This is a genomic window from Herbaspirillum autotrophicum (genome assembly GCF_001189915.1).
GTDB lineage: Bacteria > Pseudomonadota > Gammaproteobacteria > Burkholderiales > Burkholderiaceae_D > Herbaspirillum > Herbaspirillum autotrophicum.
This window is the reverse complement of the sequence record NZ_LFLS01000040.1, coordinates 16,848-38,240: the sequence shown is the minus strand read 5'-3', so window position 1 is coordinate 38,240 and position 21,393 is coordinate 16,848. Positions and strand designations below refer to the sequence as shown.

At 59.3% G+C, this 21,393-nt stretch carries 12 protein-coding genes; 10 read left to right on the top strand and 2 right to left on the bottom strand.

The genetic code is table 11. The features are described from left to right. Positions 1-5 precede the first annotated feature (5 nt). From AKL27_RS23515 to AKL27_RS23475, 9 genes are all read left to right on the top strand, one after another. On the top strand, positions 6-3,140 hold the full coding sequence (locus tag AKL27_RS23515) for an MdtB/MuxB family multidrug efflux RND transporter permease subunit (protein WP_050465312.1): 3,135 nt from the start codon (positions 6-8) through the stop codon (positions 3,138-3,140). A gap of 12 nt (positions 3,141-3,152) precedes the next feature. Next, positions 3,153-6,356, top strand: coding sequence for an efflux RND transporter permease subunit (locus AKL27_RS23510; protein WP_050465311.1), 3,204 nt, complete (start codon positions 3,153-3,155; stop codon positions 6,354-6,356). 33 nt (positions 6,357-6,389) lie between these two features. Further along, positions 6,390-7,877 (top strand): efflux transporter outer membrane subunit, encoded by a 1,488-nt coding sequence (locus AKL27_RS23505; protein WP_408609785.1) that lies wholly within the window; start codon positions 6,390-6,392, stop codon positions 7,875-7,877. 130 nt (positions 7,878-8,007) lie between these two features. Further along, entirely contained in the window at positions 8,008-8,523 is a 516-nt protein-coding gene (locus AKL27_RS23500; RefSeq protein WP_050465310.1) for a sigma-70 family RNA polymerase sigma factor, read from the top strand. Positions 8,524-8,528: 5 nt separating this feature from the next. Further along, the gene (locus tag AKL27_RS23495; protein ID WP_050465309.1) at positions 8,529-9,500 is read left to right on the top strand and encodes a FecR domain-containing protein; all 972 of its coding nucleotides are present in this window, start codon (positions 8,529-8,531) and stop codon (positions 9,498-9,500) included. Positions 9,501-9,601: 101 nt separating this feature from the next. Continuing rightward, positions 9,602-12,070: a TonB-dependent siderophore receptor gene (locus AKL27_RS23490; protein WP_050465308.1), complete on the top strand. Its 2,469-nt coding sequence runs from the start codon at positions 9,602-9,604 to the stop codon at positions 12,068-12,070. A gap of 233 nt (positions 12,071-12,303) precedes the next feature. Continuing rightward, the gene (locus AKL27_RS23485) at positions 12,304-14,856 is read left to right on the top strand and encodes a TonB-dependent receptor (protein ID WP_083439251.1); all 2,553 of its coding nucleotides are present in this window, start codon (positions 12,304-12,306) and stop codon (positions 14,854-14,856) included. A gap of 187 nt (positions 14,857-15,043) precedes the next feature. Then, positions 15,044-16,021, top strand: coding sequence for a beta-propeller fold lactonase family protein (locus AKL27_RS23480; protein ID WP_050465307.1), 978 nt, complete (start codon positions 15,044-15,046; stop codon positions 16,019-16,021). 17 nt (positions 16,022-16,038) lie between these two features. Next, on the top strand, positions 16,039-16,569 hold the full coding sequence (locus AKL27_RS23475) for a cytochrome b (RefSeq protein WP_050465306.1): 531 nt from the start codon (positions 16,039-16,041) through the stop codon (positions 16,567-16,569). 33 nt (positions 16,570-16,602) lie between these two features. Here the strand turns inward: AKL27_RS23475 and AKL27_RS23470 are convergent, their stop codons facing one another. Both AKL27_RS23470 and AKL27_RS23465 read right to left on the bottom strand, forming a co-directional pair. After that, complete coding sequence (locus AKL27_RS23470) at positions 16,603-17,637, bottom strand: FAD:protein FMN transferase (RefSeq protein WP_050465305.1); 1,035 nt, start codon at positions 17,635-17,637, stop codon at positions 16,603-16,605. Between the two features lie 13 nt (positions 17,638-17,650). Continuing rightward, positions 17,651-19,759, bottom strand: coding sequence for a 4Fe-4S binding protein (locus AKL27_RS23465; protein WP_050465304.1), 2,109 nt, complete (start codon positions 19,757-19,759; stop codon positions 17,651-17,653). Between the two features lie 412 nt (positions 19,760-20,171). Here AKL27_RS23465 and AKL27_RS23460 point away from each other — a divergent pair, with 412 nt between their 5' ends. After that, positions 20,172-21,317, top strand: coding sequence for a porin (locus AKL27_RS23460; RefSeq protein ID WP_050465303.1), 1,146 nt, complete (start codon positions 20,172-20,174; stop codon positions 21,315-21,317). The last annotated feature ends 76 nt before the right edge of the window (positions 21,318-21,393 follow it).

The following is a 21,393-nucleotide window of genomic DNA, read 5'->3' as shown; positions in this document are numbered from 1 at the left end:
GCAGCATGAATCCATCACGCCAGTTCATTCTGCGGCCGGTCGCCACGTCATTGCTGATGCTGGCAATCTTGCTGGCCGGCCTGGTCGCTTACAAGCAATTGCCGTTGTCGGCCTTGCCCGAAGTCGACTATCCGACGATTCAGGTCGTCACGCTGTATCCGGGGGCCAGTCCCGATGTCATGACATCCTCGGTAACCGCGCCGCTGGAGCGTCAGTTCGGCCAGATGCCGGGCCTCAACCAGATGTCGTCCACCAGTTCCGGTGGCGCCTCGGTGATCACGCTGCAATTCAACCTCGATCTCAGTCTGGATATTGCCGAGCAAGAAGTGCAGGCGGCCATCAATGCCGGCGGCAATCTGTTGCCATCGGACTTGCCGGCACCCCCAATCTATAACAAGGTCAATCCGGCCGACACGCCGATCCTGACCCTGGCGGTGACCTCCAAAACCTTGCCGTTGCCGAAGGTGCAGGATTTGATCGATACCCGGCTGGCGCAAAAGATTTCACAATTGTCCGGCGTCGGTCTGGTCAGCCTGTCCGGCGGTCAGCGCCCGGCGGTGCGGATGCAACTGAATCCGCGCGCAGTGGCGGCGCTGGGTTTGAATCTGGATGATATCCGGACCGCCATCGGCAATGCCAACGTCAATCAGGCCAAGGGCAGCTTCGACGGGCCGTCGCGCGCCTCTACCATTGACGCCAATGACCAGCTGACTTCCGCAGATGAATACCGCAAGCTGATCATCGCCTACAAGAACGGGGCGCCGATCCGGGTGTCGGATATCGCCGATGTCGTCGATGGTGCCGAAAATATCCGGCTCGGGGCCTGGGCCAATGAATCGGCGGCAGTGATCGTCAACATCCAGCGCCAGCCCGGCGCCAACGTGATTGCGGTGGTGGACAGCATCAAGAAGCTGCTGCCGACGCTGCAAGCCAGTTTGCCCGGCGCTATCGAAGTTCAGGTACTGACTGATCGCACCACCACGATTCGTGCTTCGGTCAACGACGTCAAGTTCGAATTGTTCCTGTCGATTGCGCTGGTGGTGATGGTGATTTTCGTGTTTCTGCGCAATATTCCTGCCACCATCATTCCGAGCGTGGCGGTACCGTTGTCACTGGTCGGTACCTTCGGTGTCATGTACATGACCGGCTTTTCGATCAATAACCTGACGCTGATGGCGCTGACCATTGCCACCGGTTTCGTGGTCGATGACGCAATTGTCATGATCGAAAACATCTCGCGTTACATCGAAGAAGGCATGGCGCCGTTGCCGGCAGCCCTGAAAGGGGCAGAACAGATCGGCTTCACCATCATTTCGCTGACCTTTTCGCTGATCGCCGTATTGATCCCGTTGCTGTTCATGGGCGATGTGGTGGGGCGGCTGTTCCATGAATTCGCGGTGACGCTGGCGGTGGCGATCCTGATTTCGGCGGTGGTATCGCTGACCCTGACACCGATGATGTGCGCGCGTCTGTTGCATCACGTGCCGGAAGAAAAGCAAAGTTGGTTCTATCACAAGAGCGGCGCTTTCTTCGATAACATCATCGCGCAATACGGCAAGGCGCTGGTGTGGGTGCTGGATCGTCAGTTCGCGACGCTGATCGTGGCGCTCGGGACGCTGGTGCTGACCGGCTTGTTGTATATCTACGTGCCCAAGGGTTTCTTCCCGGTACAGGATACGGGCGTGATTCAGGGGATTTCGGAAGCGTCGCAATCGGTATCGTTTGCCGCCATGGCACAGCGTCAGCAAGAACTGGCCAAGGTGGTATTGCAAGACCCGGCAGTGGAAAGCCTGTCTTCCTTCATCGGTGTCGATGGCATCAATGCCACGCTCAACAGCGGCCGCATGCTGATCAACCTGAAGCCGCATGACACGCGGGATATCAGCGCCAGCGAGGTGATCCGGCGTCTGCAACCGGAACTCGACCGCAAGGTGCCGGGCATTACGCTCTACATGCAGCCGGTGCAGGATCTGACGATTGAAGACAGTGTCAGTCGTACGCAATATCAGTTCACGGTAGAAGATGCCGATGCGGCCGAGTTGCGCACCTGGGTGCCGAAACTGGTGGCGCGCCTGAGTAAATTGCCGGAACTGGCGGATGTGGCCACCAATGCGCAGGACAATGGTTTGCAGGCGTACGTGCAGATCGACCGCGACGCCGCGTCACGGTTGGGTATTACCACTGCTGCGATTGATAACGCGCTGTACAACGCCTTCGGCCAGCGCCTGATTTCGACCATTTATACGCAATCGAATCAGTATCGCGTGGTGCTGGAGGTGAAGCCGGAATTCCAGAAGGGGCCGGATGCGCTCAACAATATCTTCCTGGTGGCGTCCAATGGCAATCAGATTCCGTTGTCCAGCATTGCCGAAGTGAGTGAGCGCAGCGCGCCGTTGGTGGTCAACCATCTGGGGCAATTCCCGGCGGCGACCATTTCTTTCAATCTGGCGCCGGGCGCTTCGCTCGGTGAAGCGGTCAAGTCGATTGTCGCGGCAGAAAAGGAAATCGGCTTGCCGGCCAGCATTTCGACCAACTTCCAGGGCGCGGCGCTGGCGTTCCAGGCGTCGTTGTCGAATACCTTGTGGCTGATTCTGGCGGCGATCATTACGATGTATATCGTGCTCGGCGTGCTGTATGAGAGCTATATCCACCCGATCACGATTCTGTCGACGCTGCCTTCGGCCGGTGTCGGGGCCTTGCTGTCGCTGATGATTTCTGGCAACGACCTCGGCATCATCGGCATCATCGGCATCATTTTGCTGATCGGTATCGTCAAGAAAAATGCCATCATGATGATCGACTTCGCGCTCGATGCCGAGCGCAACGAAGGCAAGTCACCGCGTGAAGCGATTTATCAGGCGTGCCTGTTGCGCTTCCGGCCGATCCTGATGACTACCATGGCCGCCTTGCTCGGCGCCTTGCCGCTGATGCTCGGTACCGGTGTCGGTTCCGAGTTGCGGCAACCGCTCGGCATCACCATGGTTGGCGGCCTGCTGGTATCGCAGGTATTGACCTTGTTCACTACGCCGGTGATCTATCTCGCGTTTGACCGGCTGGCGACCAGAATGCGCAAGCGTTTCGGTCGCAATGACGCGAGCACCGGCGATGCCGGCACTGCGGTTGAGCCGAGCGAATCCTGATCCGGGACCAGTATGAATATTTCGCGTCCCTTCATTGAACGGCCTATTGCCACCACGCTGCTGACCATCGGCATTGCGCTGGCGGGCATGGTGGCATTCCGGTTGTTGCCGGTCTCGCCATTGCCGCAGGTCGATTATCCGACCATCTCGGTCTCGGCTTCGATGCCCGGAGCCAGTCCCGAAACCATGGCCGCGACTATTGCCACGCCATTGGAACGGGCCCTCGGTGCGATTGCCGGGGTCACCGAGATGACTTCGTCGAGCTCGCTCAGTTCTACCCGCATCACGCTGCAATTCGATCTCAATCGGGACATCAACGGCGCTGCGCGCGATGTGCAAGCGGCACTGAACGCCGCCCGCAATCTGCTGCCGAGCGGCATGCCGAGCAGTCCGACTTATCGCAAGGTGAATCCGGCCGATACCCCGGTGATGATTCTGGCGATGACTTCCGACACCATGTCGCAAGGGCAAATGTATGACGCCGCCGACAGCATTCTGGCGCAGAAACTGGCGCAGGTCGATGGCATCGGGCAGGTGAGCGTCGGCGGCAGCTCGCAGCCGGCGGTGCGGATTGAACTGAATCCGACTGCGCTCAACAAGTACGGCATCGGCTCGGCCGACGTCCGCACGGCAGTCGCCGCCACCAATGCCAACCGGCCTAAGGGTATCGTCGAAGATGGTGACCGCAACTGGCAGATTTACGCCAACGATCAGGCCACGACGGCGGCGGAATATGCACCGCTGATAGTGTCTTACCGTAACGGTGCGCCGGTGCGGGTCAGCGATGTGGCCGAGGTAGTGGATTCGGTGGCCGATCTGCGCAATGCCGGTTCAGCCAACGGCAAGCCGTCGGTGTTGCTGATTCTGAGCCGGCAACCGGGTGCCAACATCATCGAAACGGTCAACAGCGTCAATGCGTTGCTGCCGCAATTGCGGGCTTCGATTCCACAGGCAATCAAGCTGGAAGTGATGATGGATCGCACGCCGACCATCCGCGCCTCGCTCAAGGAAACCGAAATCACGTTATTGATGTCGATTGCGCTGGTCATCATGGTGGTGTTCCTGTTCCTGCGCAATGGCCGCGCCACGCTGATTCCGAGTGTGGCGGTGCCGGTCTCGCTGATCGGCACCTTCGGTGTCATGTATCTGCTCGGCTATACGCTGGATAACCTGTCGCTGATGGCACTCACGATTGCCACCGGGTTTGTGGTGGACGATGCGATCGTGGTGCTGGAAAATATTTCACGTCATATTGAACAGGGCATGAAGCCGCTCAAGGCAGCCTTGCTCGGCGCCAAGGAAGTCGGCTTCACGGTATTGTCGATGAGCATTTCGCTGATCGCCGTGTTTATCCCGATCCTGATGATGGGCGGTATCGTCGGTCGTCTGTTCCGCGAATTTGCGGTCACGCTGTCGGTGGCGATTCTGGTGTCGCTGCTGGTCTCGCTGACCACCACGCCGATGATGTGCGCGGTCTTGCTCAAGCAGCAGAAGCCGACCCGGCCGGGGCGTTTTTTCACGCTGGTGGAGCGCGGTTTTGCGGCCATGTCACGCGGTTATGAACGCTCCCTGGGATGGGCCCTGCGTTTCTCGCCGCTGATGATGGTGATCTTGCTGGCTACCATTTTGCTCAACGTCTATTTGTACGTGATTGTGCCCAAAGGCTTTTTCCCGCAGCAGGATACCGGGCGTCTGGTCGGCGGCATTCGCGGCGACCAGTCGATTTCCTTCCAGGCGATGCAGATCAAACTCAACGAGTTTGTCGATATCGTGCGGCAAGATCCGGCGGTCGAGAACGTCACTGCGTTCACCGGCGGCGGCCGGCGTAACGGCGGCAGCATGTTCATCGCACTCAAGCCATTATCGGTCCGCAAGATATCAGCCGATAAGGTGATCGGTCGCTTGCGCGGCAAGCTGGCGCATGTGGCCGGTGCCAGCCTGTTCTTGCAGGCGGCGCAGGATATCCGCGTGGGGGCGCGACAGAGCGATTCGCAATATGAGTTTACGTTGCAATCGGATGACCTGGCCTTGTTGCGGGAATGGGAGCCCAAGATCCGGCTGGCATTTTCCAATTTGCCGGAACTGGAAGATGTCAGCACCGATCAGCAAGACAAGGGTTTGCAGACGACGCTGACGATCGATCGTGAAACCGCGATGCGTACCGGCGTGACGCCGCAACTGATTGACTCCAGCCTCAGTGATCTGTTCGGACAGCGGCAGATTTCCACCATCTACAGCGGCATGAATCAATATCATGTGGTGATGGAGGCGGCGCCGCAGTATTGGCAAAGTCCGCAGATTCTGAAGGATACGTGGGTCAGTATCGCCAACAGCAGCTCCAATCTGTCACCGACGACGTCGACGCTGGGAACGCCACCGGCACTCACTGCCGGCGGCAAACTCAATGCCAATTCCTCGCTGGCACTGACGTTGTCGACCCAGGCTTCGACCCAGGTGCCGCTGTCGTCCTTCTCCAGTTTCCGGCCTACCACCACAGCGTTGTCGGTCAATCATGAGGGGCAGTTCATTGCGTCCACGCTGTCGTTCAATCTGGCGCAAGGCGTGTCGTTGTCGCAAGCCACCGATGCCATCAACCACGCGATGGCGCTGCTCGGGGTACCGACCGCCGTGCAGGGCAGTTTTCAGGGAACGGCGAATGCATTCCAGTCCTCGCTGAGCAGTCAGCCACTGTTGATTTTGACGGCCTTGCTGGCGGTGTATATCGTGCTCGGCGTGTTGTATGAAAGCCTGGTGCATCCGATTACCATCATTTCGACGCTGCCTTCGGCTGGTGTCGGTGCCTTGCTGGCGTTGCTGGTGACCGGAACCGATTTCAGCCTGATCGCATTGATCGGGGTGATTCTGCTGATCGGCATCGTCAAGAAAAATGCCATCATGATGATCGACTTTGCACTGGCCGCCGAGCGCGAGCGCGGACTCAGCCCGCGTGATGCCATTTTCGAAGCTTGCCTGCTGCGTTTCCGGCCGATCATGATGACCACCATGGCAGCCATGCTGGGCGCGATTCCGCTGGCGCTCGGGCGCGGCGATGGCGCCGAATTGCGACAGCCGCTGGGGATTGCAATTGTCGGCGGTTTGCTGGTCAGCCAGTTGCTGACCTTGTACACCACGCCGGTAGTCTATTTGTACATGGAACGTTTTCGCTTGTGGAGCAAGAGTGTCTTTCAGCGCCACAGCAGGGAAATCTCGGCCTGACGGCATGAGGGAGAATTCAAGATGAAACAGTTGATGAAGCCAGACAATATGCCGCATAAAAACCAGTCCGCAGGACCGATGAAGTTGATGTTGACCGTGCCATTGGCGCTGCTGCTCGGTGCGTGTTCGGTCGGCCCGGATTATGTGCGCCCGGAAGCGGCAGCGGTGCCGGTTGCATTCAAGGAAATGCAGGATTGGAAACCGGCGCAGCCGAGTGAACTGGTGCAGAACGGCAAGTGGTGGGAAATGTTCGGCGATCCGCAACTGAATGCATTGGTCGAGCAAATCGATGTCTCCAACCAGAATCTGGCGCAATATGAAGCCAAGTTCCGTCAAGCGCTGGCGCTGGTACAAGGGGCACGTGCCGATTATTCGCCGACGCTGACGGCCGGTGCTTCGCATACCCGTTCCGGTTCCATCACGGCCGCCGGCAAGAGTTCGGTCAAGGACGCTTATGCCTTTACGCTCAATGCCGATTGGGAAATCGATGTCTGGGGCAGGGTGCGGCGCAATGTCGAATCGAACGAAGCCAGCGCGCAGGCCAGTGCTGCCGATCTGGCTGCCACCCGCCTCAGTGCGCAGGCACAGTTGGCGCAAAATTATCTGCAACTGCGGGTGCTCGATAGTCAGCAGCAATTGCTGGATGATACCGTCACCGCTTATCAGCGTTCGTATCAGCTGACGCAAAATCAGTATGCAGTCGGGGTTGCTGCCAAGGCTGACGTGATTCAGGCGCAGACACAACTCAAAACGGCGCAGGCCTCTGCACTCGACAATGGCGTGCAGCGCGCGCAACTGGAGCATGCGGTGGCGTTGCTGGTGGGACAACCGGCATCCACATTTTCCATTGCCCGTTCACCGCTGACCGCGACCGCGCCGCCGATTCCGGTGGCTTTGCCATCGATGCTGCTGGAACGCCGTCCCGATATTGCAGCGGCAGAGCGACGTGCGGCTGCCGCCAATGCCCAGATCGGTGTGGCCAAGTCGGCCTACTACCCGACACTGTCATTGACGGCCTCGGGTGGTTACCAGGCGGCCAATTTTGCCAACTGGTTCAATTTGCCTGGCCGCATCTGGTCGCTCGGGCCGCAACTGGGGCAAATCATTTTTGACGGCGGTGCCGGGCGCGCCCTGACGGCGCAGGCAGTGGCTTCTTATGACGCTACGGCAGCAGCCTATAAGCAAACCGTGCTGACCGCGTTCCAGGAAGTGGAAGACAATCTGGCTGCCTTGCGGATTCTGGAACAGGAGGCGCAAGTGCAGGGCGAAGCGCTGGAATCGGCGCGGCTGGCGGTGACGCTGGTGCTGAATCAATACAAGGCCGGTACCGTCAGTTACGTCAATGTGATTACGGCACAGGCGACGGCACTGACCAGTGAACGAACCGCACTGAGCATTCTGAATCAGCGCATGGCCGCCAGTGTGCTGTTGACCAAGGCGCTCGGCGGTGGCTGGACTGATCAGAATATTGCCGATTTGCATGCGCTGGCGCAGATGAAGCAACAAGTCGTTCCCAAGTAAGCGGCTGCTTGCCGTGCAGCGTGGCAGCGGGTGTTTCTGCAACACCCGCTGCCATAAACGTGACAACAGCTTAGGCAAATATCACTGGCATGCGCTAGAATGCGAACCATTCTCATTCAATATCACTGCCATGTCAGCCCTGAACATCGCCGCACATCCGCAAGCAGCAGAGGTCGGCGCGCTTTACTCGGATCACCACCGCTGGCTGCAGGGCTGGCTGCGCGGCAAGCTCGGCAACACCAGCGACGCTGACGATCTGGCACAAGATACTTTCGCCCGCATTCTGACGGCGCGTACGCTCAACGACATCAAGGAACCGCGGGCCTATCTGACCACCATTGCCAAGGGCATTCTGGTCAACTGGTATCAGCGTCAGGCGCTCGAAAGAAGTTATCTGGAGGCACTGGCGCGCTTGCCGGAAGCAGTAGTGCCGTCGCCGGAACAGCAACTTGTCATTCTGGAAACGCTGCAACAGGTCGATGCCATGTTGGATGCCTTGCCAGTCAAGGTGAAACGGGCTTTCTTGTTGTCGCAGATCGAAGGCCTGAAATATGAAGAGATTGCCGAGCGTATCGGTTGCTCGCTGATTTCGGTCAAGCGTTACATGAAGCAAGCGTTTCTCTCCTGCCTGATGCTGATGGACTGAGCATCATGACAACCACTGTCGCCATTGATCCCGACGTCCTCGAACAAGCTGCCGAATGGTTGATGCTGCTCAATGCCAGCAACACCACCGACGAACAGCGCCGTGCCTGTCGTCACTGGCAGAATGCTTGCCCCGAGCATGCGCGCGCCTGGGCCCGCGCCGAATTGTTGATGAACAAACTGGGCGGCTTGCCGCCGTCACTGGCGATGCCGGTGCTGGAACGGCCGTCGGCTGCCAGCCGTCGCCGGGCCGTACTCAAACTGGCGAGCGTGCTGGCAGCGCTGCCGGCAGCATGGCTCGGCTGGCGGGTGGCCGGGCAGCAAGGCTGGCGCGCGGAGCATCGCACCGCCACTGGCGAGCGGCGGCAGATCACGCTGGCCGATGGCAGCACCATCTTTCTCAATACCGGCACGGCGATCGATATCGCGTATGACGCCACCGAACGGCTGATCCGTTTGCGCAGCGGCGAAATCGTGGTGACCACCGCGCACGATACCGCGGCGGCGGCGCGGCCGTTTTATGTCGAAACGGCAGAAGGGCGCATGCAGGCGCTCGGCACCCGCTTCAGCGTGCGTCAGGATGACGGCCGCACACGGTTGGCGGTCTTTGAAAGTGCGGTACGGATCGAACCACGGAAGATGCCGGCAAGCCATTTTCACATCCTGCAAGCCGGGCAAAAAACCGGCTTCAGCGCCTTTGCCATCGACGCCATTACGGCCAGTGAACGCAGCGACGAAGCCTGGACTGGCGGGGTGCTGTTGGTCGACAAGATGCCACTGGCAGAATTCGCCGGCGAACTGACGCGCTATCGCCGCGGCTTCATTCACTGCGACCCGGCGGTGGCCGGATTGCTGGTGTCCGGCACGTTCCCGCTGGATGACCCGGACCGCATTCTGACCATGCTGGTGTCGACTTATCCGGTGCGCGCCGTCACGCGCTTCAATGGTTACTGGCTGACCTTGACGCTGCGTACATAGCACCGGGAAAAATTATTTTGATTGGCCCTGATACTTTTTTTGATTCTGGCTGGCAAGCGAAGTGAACCACTTCTCTTGACCATCGAAAGGATCAAATTTTCATGTTCTCTCCCGTCGTCGGCGCGCGCCCGCATTGTCGTCGCACTCTTCTTTCCACGCTGCTGCTGGCGGCCTTGAGCGGGGCTGCTGGCTGGAGCCAGTCAGCACTGGCGGCCGGCAGTGGCACTGCCAAAACCTACAACATTCCTGCCGGCCCGCTGGGCAAGACGCTGTCGACGTTCGCGCTGGATGCCGGGATTGCCGTGTCGTTTGAGCCGGCGCTGACCGAAGGCCTGCGCAGTGACGGGGTAGCGGGCAATCTGCCGGCGCGTGACGCCGCCGCCCGGTTGCTGGCCGGCAGCGGACTGGAGATGGTGGCGCGTGCTGATGGCACCTATACCTTGCGCAAACTGGCGCTGCGGCCGGATGGCAGCAATGCCGGGTTGCCGGCCATTACCGTGGCCGCTGCCGCCGAACGCAGCGTCACCACCGAAGGCAGCGGCTCCTACACCACGCGCGCCACCGGTGCCGCCACGCGCATGGCCTTGTCGTTGCGCGAAACACCGCAATCCGTCAGTGTGATCGGTCGCCAGCAAATCGCCGATCAGAATCTGATGACGCTGGCCGATGTGTTGCGGCAGACACCCGGTATCGTGGCCGACCGGCTCGATGAACGGGTCACTTTTTCCTCACGCGGCTTCGCCCTCAATACCATGATCGATGGTGTGCCGACGTTGTCCTTCAATACCATCGCCGGTGAATCGAGCATGGTCAGCACCGTCATGTATGACCGGGTTGAAGTGGTGCGCGGCGCCGCAGGTCTGCTCAATGGCGTGGGGTCGCCGGGTGGTTCCATCAATCTGGTACGCAAGCGCCCCGGCACCGAATTCGCCGGCCACGTGACGGCCGGTGCCGGTTCCTGGAATCGCTACAATCTGGAAGCCGATCTCGGCGGCAGCCTGAATGCCGCCGGTACCCTGCGTGGTCGCATGGTGGCGTCGCATACCGATGGCGACAGTTTCATTGACGGTAAACAACAGAGTGAAGACGTGTTCTACGGCATCGTCGAAGCAGATCTGTCACGCGACACCTTGCTGTCTGCCGGCTATGAGTATCAGCGCACGGCAGTCAAGGGCGCCAATTTCGGTCAGAGTCCCTTGTTCTATGCCGACGGCAGCGCCACGCATTTGCCGCGCGCATTCAATTCCAGTGCGCCATGGAGTACCTGGAACATGACTACCGAGCGGGTGTTCGTCAATCTGGATCAGCGCTTCGACAGCGGCTGGCGTCTGAAAGTGGATGCGGCTTATGCCAAGAATCGCCGCGAACGCTACAGTGCCGATCTCTGGCTGTATCCGGGCAACATCAGCCCCACGGCGAATACCGGCACGGTGCAGGTCGCCGACAATCCGGCCGACAGTAGCAACAAGTCGCTCGACGTGTATGCCACCGGCCCGTTTTCCTTGTTCGGCCGCACGCATGAAGCCGTTGCCGGATTCAATATCAATCAATACAACTACGGTTACAGCAACAGCGGAGCCGTGCGCAATGCATTCGACCGGCGGCCGGTAAATATTTTCGATCTGGGCGCCGTGGCGCAACCGAACTTTAGCTATCCGCTCAACCAGTTCAGCGGCAATACCGAAGAAAAAGCGTTCTACGGCGCACTGCGTTTCAAGCCGTTTGATGCCTTGTCGGTATTGATCGGTGGCCGCCTTTCCTGGTATGAGAACAACACTTTCCAACGGTTCTGGACCAATAACACCAACGGTGCCTTGGTGACGATCAAACCGGTCAAGGAAGGTGAGGTATTCACGCCGTATGCCGGTATCGTCTATGACATCAACAAGGAATATTCGGTCTACGCCAGCTATACCGATATCTTCCAGCCGAACACGGTACGCGATGCCAGCAACCAGATCATCGCGCCACGTCGTGGCACCAATACCGAATTCGGGATCAAGGGTGAGCACTGGGGCGGCAAGCTCAATACCAGTTTTGCGGTATTTGAAACACAGGAAGACAATGCCGTCGAAACCGATACCGGCGCCCCATTGTTGCCTGATGGAACAGTGCCGTCGCGGGCAGTAAAAGGGGCGCGCAGCCAGGGATTTGAAACCACGATTGCGGGCGAAGCAGCCACAGGACTGCAACTGATGGCCGGCTATACCTACAGTTCCAAGCACAGCAACAAGGATGTCTTGCTCAACCCGACCTATCCGCGCCGGCTGGTTCGGGTTGCCACCAGCTATCGCTTTCCCGGCAGCTGGAGCAAGCTCACCGTGGGCGGTAACCTGAGCTATCAGAGCAGCATCTACTATGACGAAACCTATAGCGCCAAACGCGCCTGTCAAGGCGGCCTGACGCTGATCGGTCTGATGGCGCGTTACGAGTTCAGCAAACAACTCAGCCTCGCCCTCAATATCGAAAACCTGACCGACAAGTATTACTACACCGGTCTGGGAGGCTATAACGGTTACACCTACGGCAATCCGCGCAATGCATGGCTGAAGGCGACTTATCGTTTTTGATCGGGTAGTTTTGCCGCTGTCAGTTGATTGATCCGGATATTCCCGGTTGTTCGCGATTGTTCCCGATTGTTCCATTTAGGGATGGTGTTGAAAAATGGAACAATCGCGCACGCATCGATCATGTTGCATCTGGTCTCGTTTTTTCGCCGCCCCCGCATGCGGCCTCATGTTTCATCCGCTGGCAAACATATTGCTTAGAGCCGGGTGAAGGTAAAAAAACATGAGGAGACAACATGTACCAATCCACCATCCTGCGGGGGATGCAGCGGTGGCCGCTGGCGGCCGCCTTGCAACTGACGCTGACGCTTGGCGTCGCTGCGCCGCTGGCGGTCGAGGCCCAGACCCCGGCCCCGGCGGCATCAACTGAACTGCCGGCAGTCGAAGTCGTCGGCACCACGCCGTTGCCCGGCATCGGGCTGTCGCGCAACCAAATCGCGGCACCGGTGCAAACCGCTGCCAGCAAGGACATCGAACGCAGCGGCGCGCTTGATCTCAGCGATTTCATGAACCGCCGTCTGGGCAGCGTTTACGTCAATGAAATGCAAGGCAATCCATTCCAGATGGATGTCAGCTATCGCGGTTACACCGCTTCGCCCTTGCTCGGCACGCAACAGGGTTTGTCGGTATACGTCGATGGCGTACGCATGAACCAGCCATTCGGCGATGTGGTCAGCTGGGATCTGATTCCGCGCGCGGCGATTTCTTCCATGAGCCTGATGCCGGGCTCCAATCCGCTGTTCGGCCTGAATACGCTGGGCGGTGCGGTATCGGTACAAACCAAGGATGGCCGCGCCAATCCGGGTACGTCGGTGCAAACCACGCTGGGCAGCAACGCTCGCCGCGCGGTGGAATTCGAACATGGCGGCGCCAACGATACGCTGGACTGGTATGTCACCGGCAATCTGTTCAAGGAAGACGGCTGGCGCAATGATTCGCCATCCGATGTGCGTCAGATTTTCGGCAAGCTGGGCTGGCGCAATGCCAGCACCACGCTGAAACTGAGCATTGCCCATGCCGACAATGACATGACCGGCAACGGCTTGCAGGAGCAGACCTTCCTCGCGCGTGACCGCGCCAGCGTTTATACCAAACCGGACCAGACCCAGAACCGTTCCACCATGTTCAATCTGGCCGCCACGCATACCGTCAATGACAATCTGCTGTTGTCCGGCAATGTGTATTACCGCGATATGCATACCTCGACGCTCAACGGCGACATCAACGAAGGGGCGCTGGATCAGTCCATCTATCAATTGAGTGCGGCGGAGCGCACGGCGTTGACGGCAGCCGGCTATACCGGATTTCCGACCGGCACCATGAATGCGGCCAATACGCCGTTTCCGTATTGGCGTTGTATCGCGCAAGGGTTGCTCAACGATGAACCCGGTGAAAAGTGTACCGGCCTGATCAATCGTACCGAGACTTCGCAACAGAACTACGGCATCTCGGCGCAGGCGACCTGGCTCGGTGATGTGTTCGGCCAGCGCAATCAACTGGTTGCCGGTGGTGCCTATGACGGCAGCCGGATCGACTTCAAGCAATCCTCGCAACTCGGGTACATCAATGCCGACCGCAGCGTCACCGGTATCAATTCGTATGGCGACGGCGTCACCGGCGGCAATGTCGATGGCGTGCCGTTTGATACCCGGGTCAATCTGTCGGGCCGGATCGAAACCTGGAGTGCCTTTGCCAGCGACACCATGACCTTTGCCGACAAATGGCATCTGACCTTGTCCGGTCGCTATAACACGACATCGATCAGAAACGCCGATCAGATTCATGCCGACGGCGATCCGGCTTCGCTCAGCGGCAATCATCGCTATTCGCGTTTCAACCCGGCCATCGGCCTGACCTACAGCCCGACGTCCAATCTCAATCTGTACGGTGGTTACAGCGAAAGCAGCCGGGCCCCGACCGCGATTGAGCTGGGGTGTGCCAATCCCGATCAGCCATGCAAGTTGCCCAATGCGATGGCCAGCGATCCGCCGCTCAATCAGGTGGTGACACGCACGCTGGAAGCCGGTATCCGAGGTTCGCTCGGCAACCGCCTGCAATGGAATGCAGGGGTGTTCAGTGCGCGCAATCAGGACGACATTCTGTTCGTGGCCGATAATCAATCCGGCTATGGTTATTTCAAGAATTTCGGCCAGACCAAACGTCAGGGTATCGAACTCGGCTTGAGCAGCAAGTTTGGCAATCTGGATATCGGCGGCCAATACACCTTCCTCGATGCCACCTACCAAAGCGCCGAGACCGTCAACGGTACCGGCAACAGCAGCAATACGCTGGCGCAGGCCGGCAAGCCGGGGCAGGAGGGGAATATCAGTATCAATCCGGGCGACAAGATTCCGCTGATTCCGCGCCAGATGCTCAAGCTGTTTGCCGACTATGCCTTTTCGCCGGCACTGACCGTGAGTGCCGGCATGGTAGCGGTGGCCGGGTCTCTGGCGCGCGGCAATGAAAACGGCCTGCATCAGCCGGACGGCAAGTATTACCTCGGCCCCGGACGCAGCGCTGGCTACGCCATCTTCAATCTCGGCGCGGCCTTGCGTGTGACACCGCAGTTGCAAGTCATGGCCCAGATCAACAACCTGTTCGACACCCGTTATGACACCGCGGCACAGCTTGGCCCGACCGGCTTCGATGCCAGCGGCAATGTCAGTGCGCGGCCGTTCGGCGGCTCCGCCGCGGCCGGCTATGCGGTGCGGCAATCCACCTTCTACGCACCGGGCGCGCCACGCCTGTTCTGGATTGCTTTGCGTTACCAATTCGACAAACCGAAGTAATGCCGGGCCCAGGGCGACTGTTCCAATTTGCCGCAGTCGCCTGTGAGCAATTGCAACAGTGTGTCCGGCATGCGGCGCGCCGGACGCATGCTGTCAGTCGCCCGGCTTCGGCATGTTTATTGCGTGTATGTAGTGATCGAGGCCGCAGCAATATAAAACAATAACCCTGTTCAGGAGACATACCACCATGACCATCAAGCACAGCATTCTCGCCGTTTCTGCCCGGCGTCTGGCATTGGCCGGCCTGTTGACCGCGGCCTTGTTGCCGGGCATGGCCACAGCCAGTCCGTTCGCCTATGTGCCGAATGAAAAATCCGGCACCATTTCCATCATCGATTGCGCTACCGATAACGTAGTCGGACAAATCAAGGCTGGCACCAAGCCGCGCGGGCTGGCAGTCAGTCACGATGGCAAGATGTTGTATGTCAGCGATCAGCCGGCCAATGCCTTGCTGATTGTCGATCTCGGCAAGCGAGCCCAGGTCGGGACCGTGCCGCTCGGCGAATCGCCCGAAGGGGTCGGTATTTCTGCCGCCGGCGACTGGGTCGTGGCGGCCAGTGAAATCACCAATTCGGTCAGCTTCATTTCCACCGCCACCAATCAAAAAGTCTTCAGCATCAAGACCGCAGGCAAGAATCCGGAACACGCGGTATTCAGCCCGGATGGCAAATGGCTGTACGTCAGCGCCGAAGAAGCCGATTCGCTCGATATCATTGATGTGGCACAGCGCAAGCAAGTCGGATCGGTCAAGCTCGGCATGCGACCGCGTGGCATTGCCTTCACGCCGGACGGCAGCAAGGCCTATGTTGCCGCCGAGATTGCCAGTACCGTCTACGCGGTCGATGTGGCAACCCGGACAGTCAGTGCCCAAATCAAGCCCGGCAATTTTTCCAATGGCGTGACGATCGCACCCGATGGCAAGCGGGTGTATATCTCCAATGGCAAGGATGGCACGGTAACGGTGATCGACAGCGGCAGCAATACGGTGGTGGCCACGGTGCCGGTCGGCAAGCGGCCATGGAACATGGCGATCACGCCGGACGGCAAGAAGCTGTACGTCGCCAATGGCCGCTCCAATTCGATATCGGTGATCGACACTGCAAGCAATACCGTCAGCAAGGAAATCGCGGTGGGTGAATTGCCGTGGGGCGTGGTGATCCGGTGAGTGCAACATCGCCCCCCATGCACGACCCGGCCCGCTATGACAAGGTGGCCATGCTGCTGCACTGGAGCATTGCCTTGCTGGTGATCGGCATGCTGGCACTCGGCTATTGGATGGTCGGCATTCCCAAAGGGACGCCGGACCGCGCTGTGTATTTCAATCTGCACAAGTCGTTCGGAGTGCTGGCCGGGGTCTTGATCATAGTCCGGCTGCTGTGGCGTGTGACACACCGGCCGCCGGCCTTGCCGGCCAGCATGGCGGCGTGGAATATCAAGGCCGCACAGGGCGGGCATCTGTTGCTGTATGTGCTGATGCTCTTGCAGCCGCTGACGGGTTATCTGTCATCGTCCTTCAACAAGTATGGCGTCAGGTTTTTTGGCCTGCAGTTGCCGCGCTGGGCGGCAGAAGATGCCGGCTTGCGCGACAACCTGATGCAGTATCACAAGTTGTTGGCGTTGGTCTTTGCCGTGCTGATTGCGGTCCATGTGCTGGCGGCGATCAGGCATATCTGGTTTGACCGCCGGCACATGGCGCGCCGCATGTGGCCGTGAATTTTTCCGACGCGCTGTCATGTCGATCGCGGCTCAGCTCGGTACTTGCCGCAATCCGGCGGAACGCCATACCTGTCCCTGTTTGCTGATCAGCAGGACATCAACCTGAGGCAGGCTTGCCGCCAGCCGCAAGGCTTTTGCGCTGCCCATGACGAACAGGGCCGTCGATAGTCCGTCCGCCTGCAAGCCGGTGGGCGCAGCCACGGTCACGCTGGCCAGTTGCAACGGCGAATCGCCGGTGGCCGGATCGAAAATATGGTGATGACGAAAATCGGGCGTAAACGTGGTTTCATAATCGCCTGAAGTGGCGATGCTGCGGCCATCCATTTCCAGTACGGCGGTCAGGGCTTGCGTATCGCGTGGGTTTTGCACACCGATGGCCCAGTGGCGATTGGCTGATTTGTGGCCGGCGGAAATGAACTCGCCGGTATCCAGCAAGGCGTGTCGTACACCGCGCGCCTTGACCGCCGCCAGCGCCAGATCGACGGCATACCCCTGCGCCATGCCATTGAGCGTGATCGCCATGCCGGGCTGGCGGAAACGGATGTCATCGGCGCTGATGATGACGTCTTTCCAGTTGACCAGTGAGCGCGCGGCATGCAGTGCGGCGGGCGCGGGCAGAACCTGATTCCTGGCGGCCTGACTGAATTGCTGCCACAGCGGCTGCACCGTAATATCAAACGCGCCGGCACTCAATGCCGACAGCCGCATCGCATCCTGCATCACATGCAGCAGATGGGCATCGGGCGCGGCCAGACGACCGTCGCGGTTGAGCTGACAGACCTGACTGCGCGGGTTGTAGATACTCATCAGGGCATCAACATTCCTGGCCGCCTGGAACGCATCTTCAATCGCCAGTTCCGCCTGCCGGCGGTTGTCGTGTAACACTTGTATCGACATGGTGGTGCCGAAGGCGAGGTCGCTGCCGGTGTACATATGAACGCCATCCGGCAACGCTGCGCTGCGGGTCAGTTGGCCGGCAGCGGTTTCCGGGCGTGACAGACGCCAGCCGGCAGCGCTGATCAGGGCACCGCCGACGGCGGCGGAAATCAAGGTGCGACGTTGCATGTGATGGTCCTCATCAATTGACCGGGGTTACCTGAATCGGAATGAAGTCGCGCTTCACTCCCTGCTTTTTCTTTTCCAGCATCAGCGGCGCGCACTTTTCATCGCTGGCGTAAATCACCACGCAATCCATGCACTGGAAGCATTCCTGATAGGCAATCTTGCCGTCGCCGGCGATGGCAAGATAATCGCAGCGATGACGGCAGGTCTGACAGGGCGTGCCGCATTCCTTGCGGCGCGGCAGCCAGTTGAACACCCGCAGGCGGCCGAGCACGGCCAGGCCGGCGCCGAACGGGCACAGGTAGCGGCAAAAGAATTTGTAGATGAAACCACTGAGCAGCAACAAGCCGAGCGCGTAACTGACATAGGGCCAGGAGCGTACGAAGTTGAGGGTGATGGCGGTCTTGAATGGTTCGACTTCGACCAGCATGTCGGTGATGGCGCTGGAGAAAATGCTGCTGGTCACGATCCCGGCCAACACGACGTATTTGATCAGTTTCAGACGGGCGTCCGTCCTGGCGCGAATTTTCAATTGCGGCAGATGCAGCAGGCGTCCAAGTTTGCCGGTGAATTCCTGCAGCGCACCGAACGGACACAGCCAGCCGCAAAACGTGCCGCGCCCCCAGACGATCAGCGAAACCGCGACGAAGGCCCACAACACCACGGTCATCGGATCGTAAAGGAAGAAATCGAGACTGCGGCCGGCCACCAGCGCCTGCAGCAGACCGGTGATATTGACAATCGAAAGTTGGCCTTGGGCGTACCAGCCGATGAACAGCAAGGTGAACAGCAGGAAACCCCGGCGGAACCAGATAAAGCGCCGGCCATTGCGGGTCAGTTGTCGTTGCCGGATCAGCGCCAGCGACAGCAGTGCCAGCGCCGCAGCCAGAACCGCCAGTTCCGGCCAGCGGCTTTTCCAGATTCCTTGCCAGGCTTTGTCGTCGCTGTCCGGCACTGTGTAGAAACGGGTCGGGATCGTCATGCTGACAGCGACATTCTCGGTGAAACGCTCGGGATAAATGATGCCTTTGCTGCGGATCACCGGCAGCAGGAAATCCAGTGACCGCGACGGATCCAGTCCGGACTGACTGATGACGCGAAATACCTTGATCTGCTCCGGCGCGGGCAAACTCTGCGTGTCCTTGAGGTGCATCTCCATGTTGAGATCACGCATTTCCAGCGGCAACTTGTCTTGCTGCAACAGCAAACGGTCAGGCACAGAGCCGGGAGTGAAATCGTCGCCGGCAATGCTGTAGCGGCCATTCGACATCACCAGAATGGCGTGATCGCCCGGCTCCAGCCGTTTTTGCAGTTTGTCCCAACTGGCGGCGTTGAGCAGATTGCTGCCGATGGCCGGCACCGATACATATGCCAGGTACAGATCGATGAATACCGCACCGGGATTTTTCACGGCGTCGGGATCGAGGCCGGCGCCGGCAGTGGCAGCGAATTTCTTTTCGATGTCCTTGTTGTAGAGCGTGACGTGCTTGACCAGACCGTCATTGAGCATGGACTTGATGCTGTGCCGTTCTTGCAGATCGGGTTTGATGCGGGCGATCAGATCCGGATCGCGGCCTGCGGAAAACCCGAGTTTCTTGCGCGCCACCTTGAGCGCCGATGCCAATACCGTTTGATTGATGATGCGCACCGATGCCGTGGCTTTGGTGACGCCGTCGAGATAAGCATTGGTGGCGCTGGTCTGACGGCCATTGCGTGCTTCGATCTTGATGTTCTGGTTCAGCGACAGGCCGTGATACTGGCTGACGAACTGGAACAACGGCGCTTCGCCCAGTCCTTCCAGAAATACCGGTTCATGATGCGACAGGACTTTGACATCGAGAAAGTTGCCCTTGGGATCAAGGGCGATCAACAGATTGACCGGGACTCCGGAAAATCCCGGCACCGGTGCCAGATCAATCGATTCGAAGGCGTAGCCGACCAGCTCATTGGCGGTCGCGTTTTGACGGAACAAGGGCCATACCGGAATATCGCTGGCTTTGTCAGCGACGATCAGCGGTGCCGGGAAATTTTTTACCATGGTATCGCGCGTCATCACGCCGGCGCTGACCTGTGACAGGCAACAGGAGGTAATCAATAGCAGCAGGACTTTGTTCCAGATATGCATGTGGCGGCCTTGGGCGGTGGCAAGCTGGTTGTTGTATGTGCGCGCGTCTGCTAGAAGACGAGAGCAAATCGCATGCCATCACTGACGGCGTGGTCAGCCCTGACGGTGTCCGGTCACGCGTGCCGGGGACGGTCAAAATCTGAACAGACGCGCACACAAGTGATCCGAATTTGCGCAGCCGGAAATGATCATTCCGGTTTGTATTGCGCCGCCGCATCCTGCGGTGGAAGTCGCAGCCGGCAAGGCTTTCGATGAGCGCCCGCACTGTCGGCCACTTCCTTGCCCGGGGTTTGCGGGGCAGTGTTTGGGTGGCCGCTGATGGCACGCGCTGACGGGCACGCATTTTGCCCTTAGCCGTGGGCATCGATATGCAGGTGCAGGACAGAAAATCCATTAGACAGAGGAGATACGGATGGACAAAAAATTGAATACATCATTGCGCGCATTGCTGGCACTGGGGGCGATCGCGGGGGCCGGGGTACAACAGGCACAGGCACAATCATCGGTCACCATTTACGGCGTGATCGATGCCGGCGTGGTGATGGTGAATAACCAGAAAACGGCGAATGGCGGCAGCGGCACCGTGGTGGGCCTGAGCACGGGCGGTCTGAGCCCCAGCATCCTCGGTTTCAAGGGCAGCGAAGATCTCGGTGGCGGCCTGAAAGCCAATTTCAATCTGGAAGGACATTTCGTTTCGACCACCGGTGAGGGTGGGCAGTGGGGCGGCCTGTTCGGACGCCAATCGAATATCGGCCTGTCCAACAGCCTCGGTTCGGTCACGCTCGGTAAACAATACTCGCCGGCGGTGCTGGCGTTTGCCGCCACTGATCCGCGCGGTTTGAAAGAAACTTTTTCCGGCCTGATTTCCTGGGCGCTGACGCAAAACCCGTTGAATGGCGGCGCCGCAGCGGCACCTGCCAACTCGAATTCGGTGATTGATGTGTTCGTGGCCAACGCAGTCGGCCTGAGCACCAAAGTCGGTGACGTCAATCTGAGCGGTTCCTACAGTTTCGGCGAACAGGCCGGCAGCATGAGCGCCAATCGCGTGATTGCACTGGGCGCGACCTATACCGGTCCGGTCACCTTGTCGGCCGCGTATCAGACCGAGAACGGCCGTCCCACTGCCACCCTTGGCGGCACCGGTGCACAGACCCGCAAATACAGCGTCGGTGCAGCCTATACCATGGGCGACGCGACCCTGACCGGCAACTATCTGAATGACAAGAATACCGATCCGGCGACGGGTTCACGGCTGGCGCAGTATCACGTGTATGGGCTGGGTCTGAATTATCGTACCTCGGTGGCGAATACGGCGACGCTGGCGTTTTACTATTCCACCAACAAGGATGGCAACAGCGATACCTCGCGCACCTGGATACTCAGTGATGACTATGCCTTGTCCAAGCGCACCACTCTGTATGGCCTGATTGCCGGCGTCAATGCCGGCAGCGGTTACACCGCCGGTGCGCCGTTCGGCATTGCCAACAACAATGCCTTCCTGGCGGCAGCGGGAAAAACCACGACGGCAATTCAACTGGGCATCAAACACGCGTTTTGAACCTGTGGATGTGATCTGCCGCAGGTGTTCTGCCTGCTGAGACAGCCGACCGGGAAGGCGGGAACCGCAGGTTCCT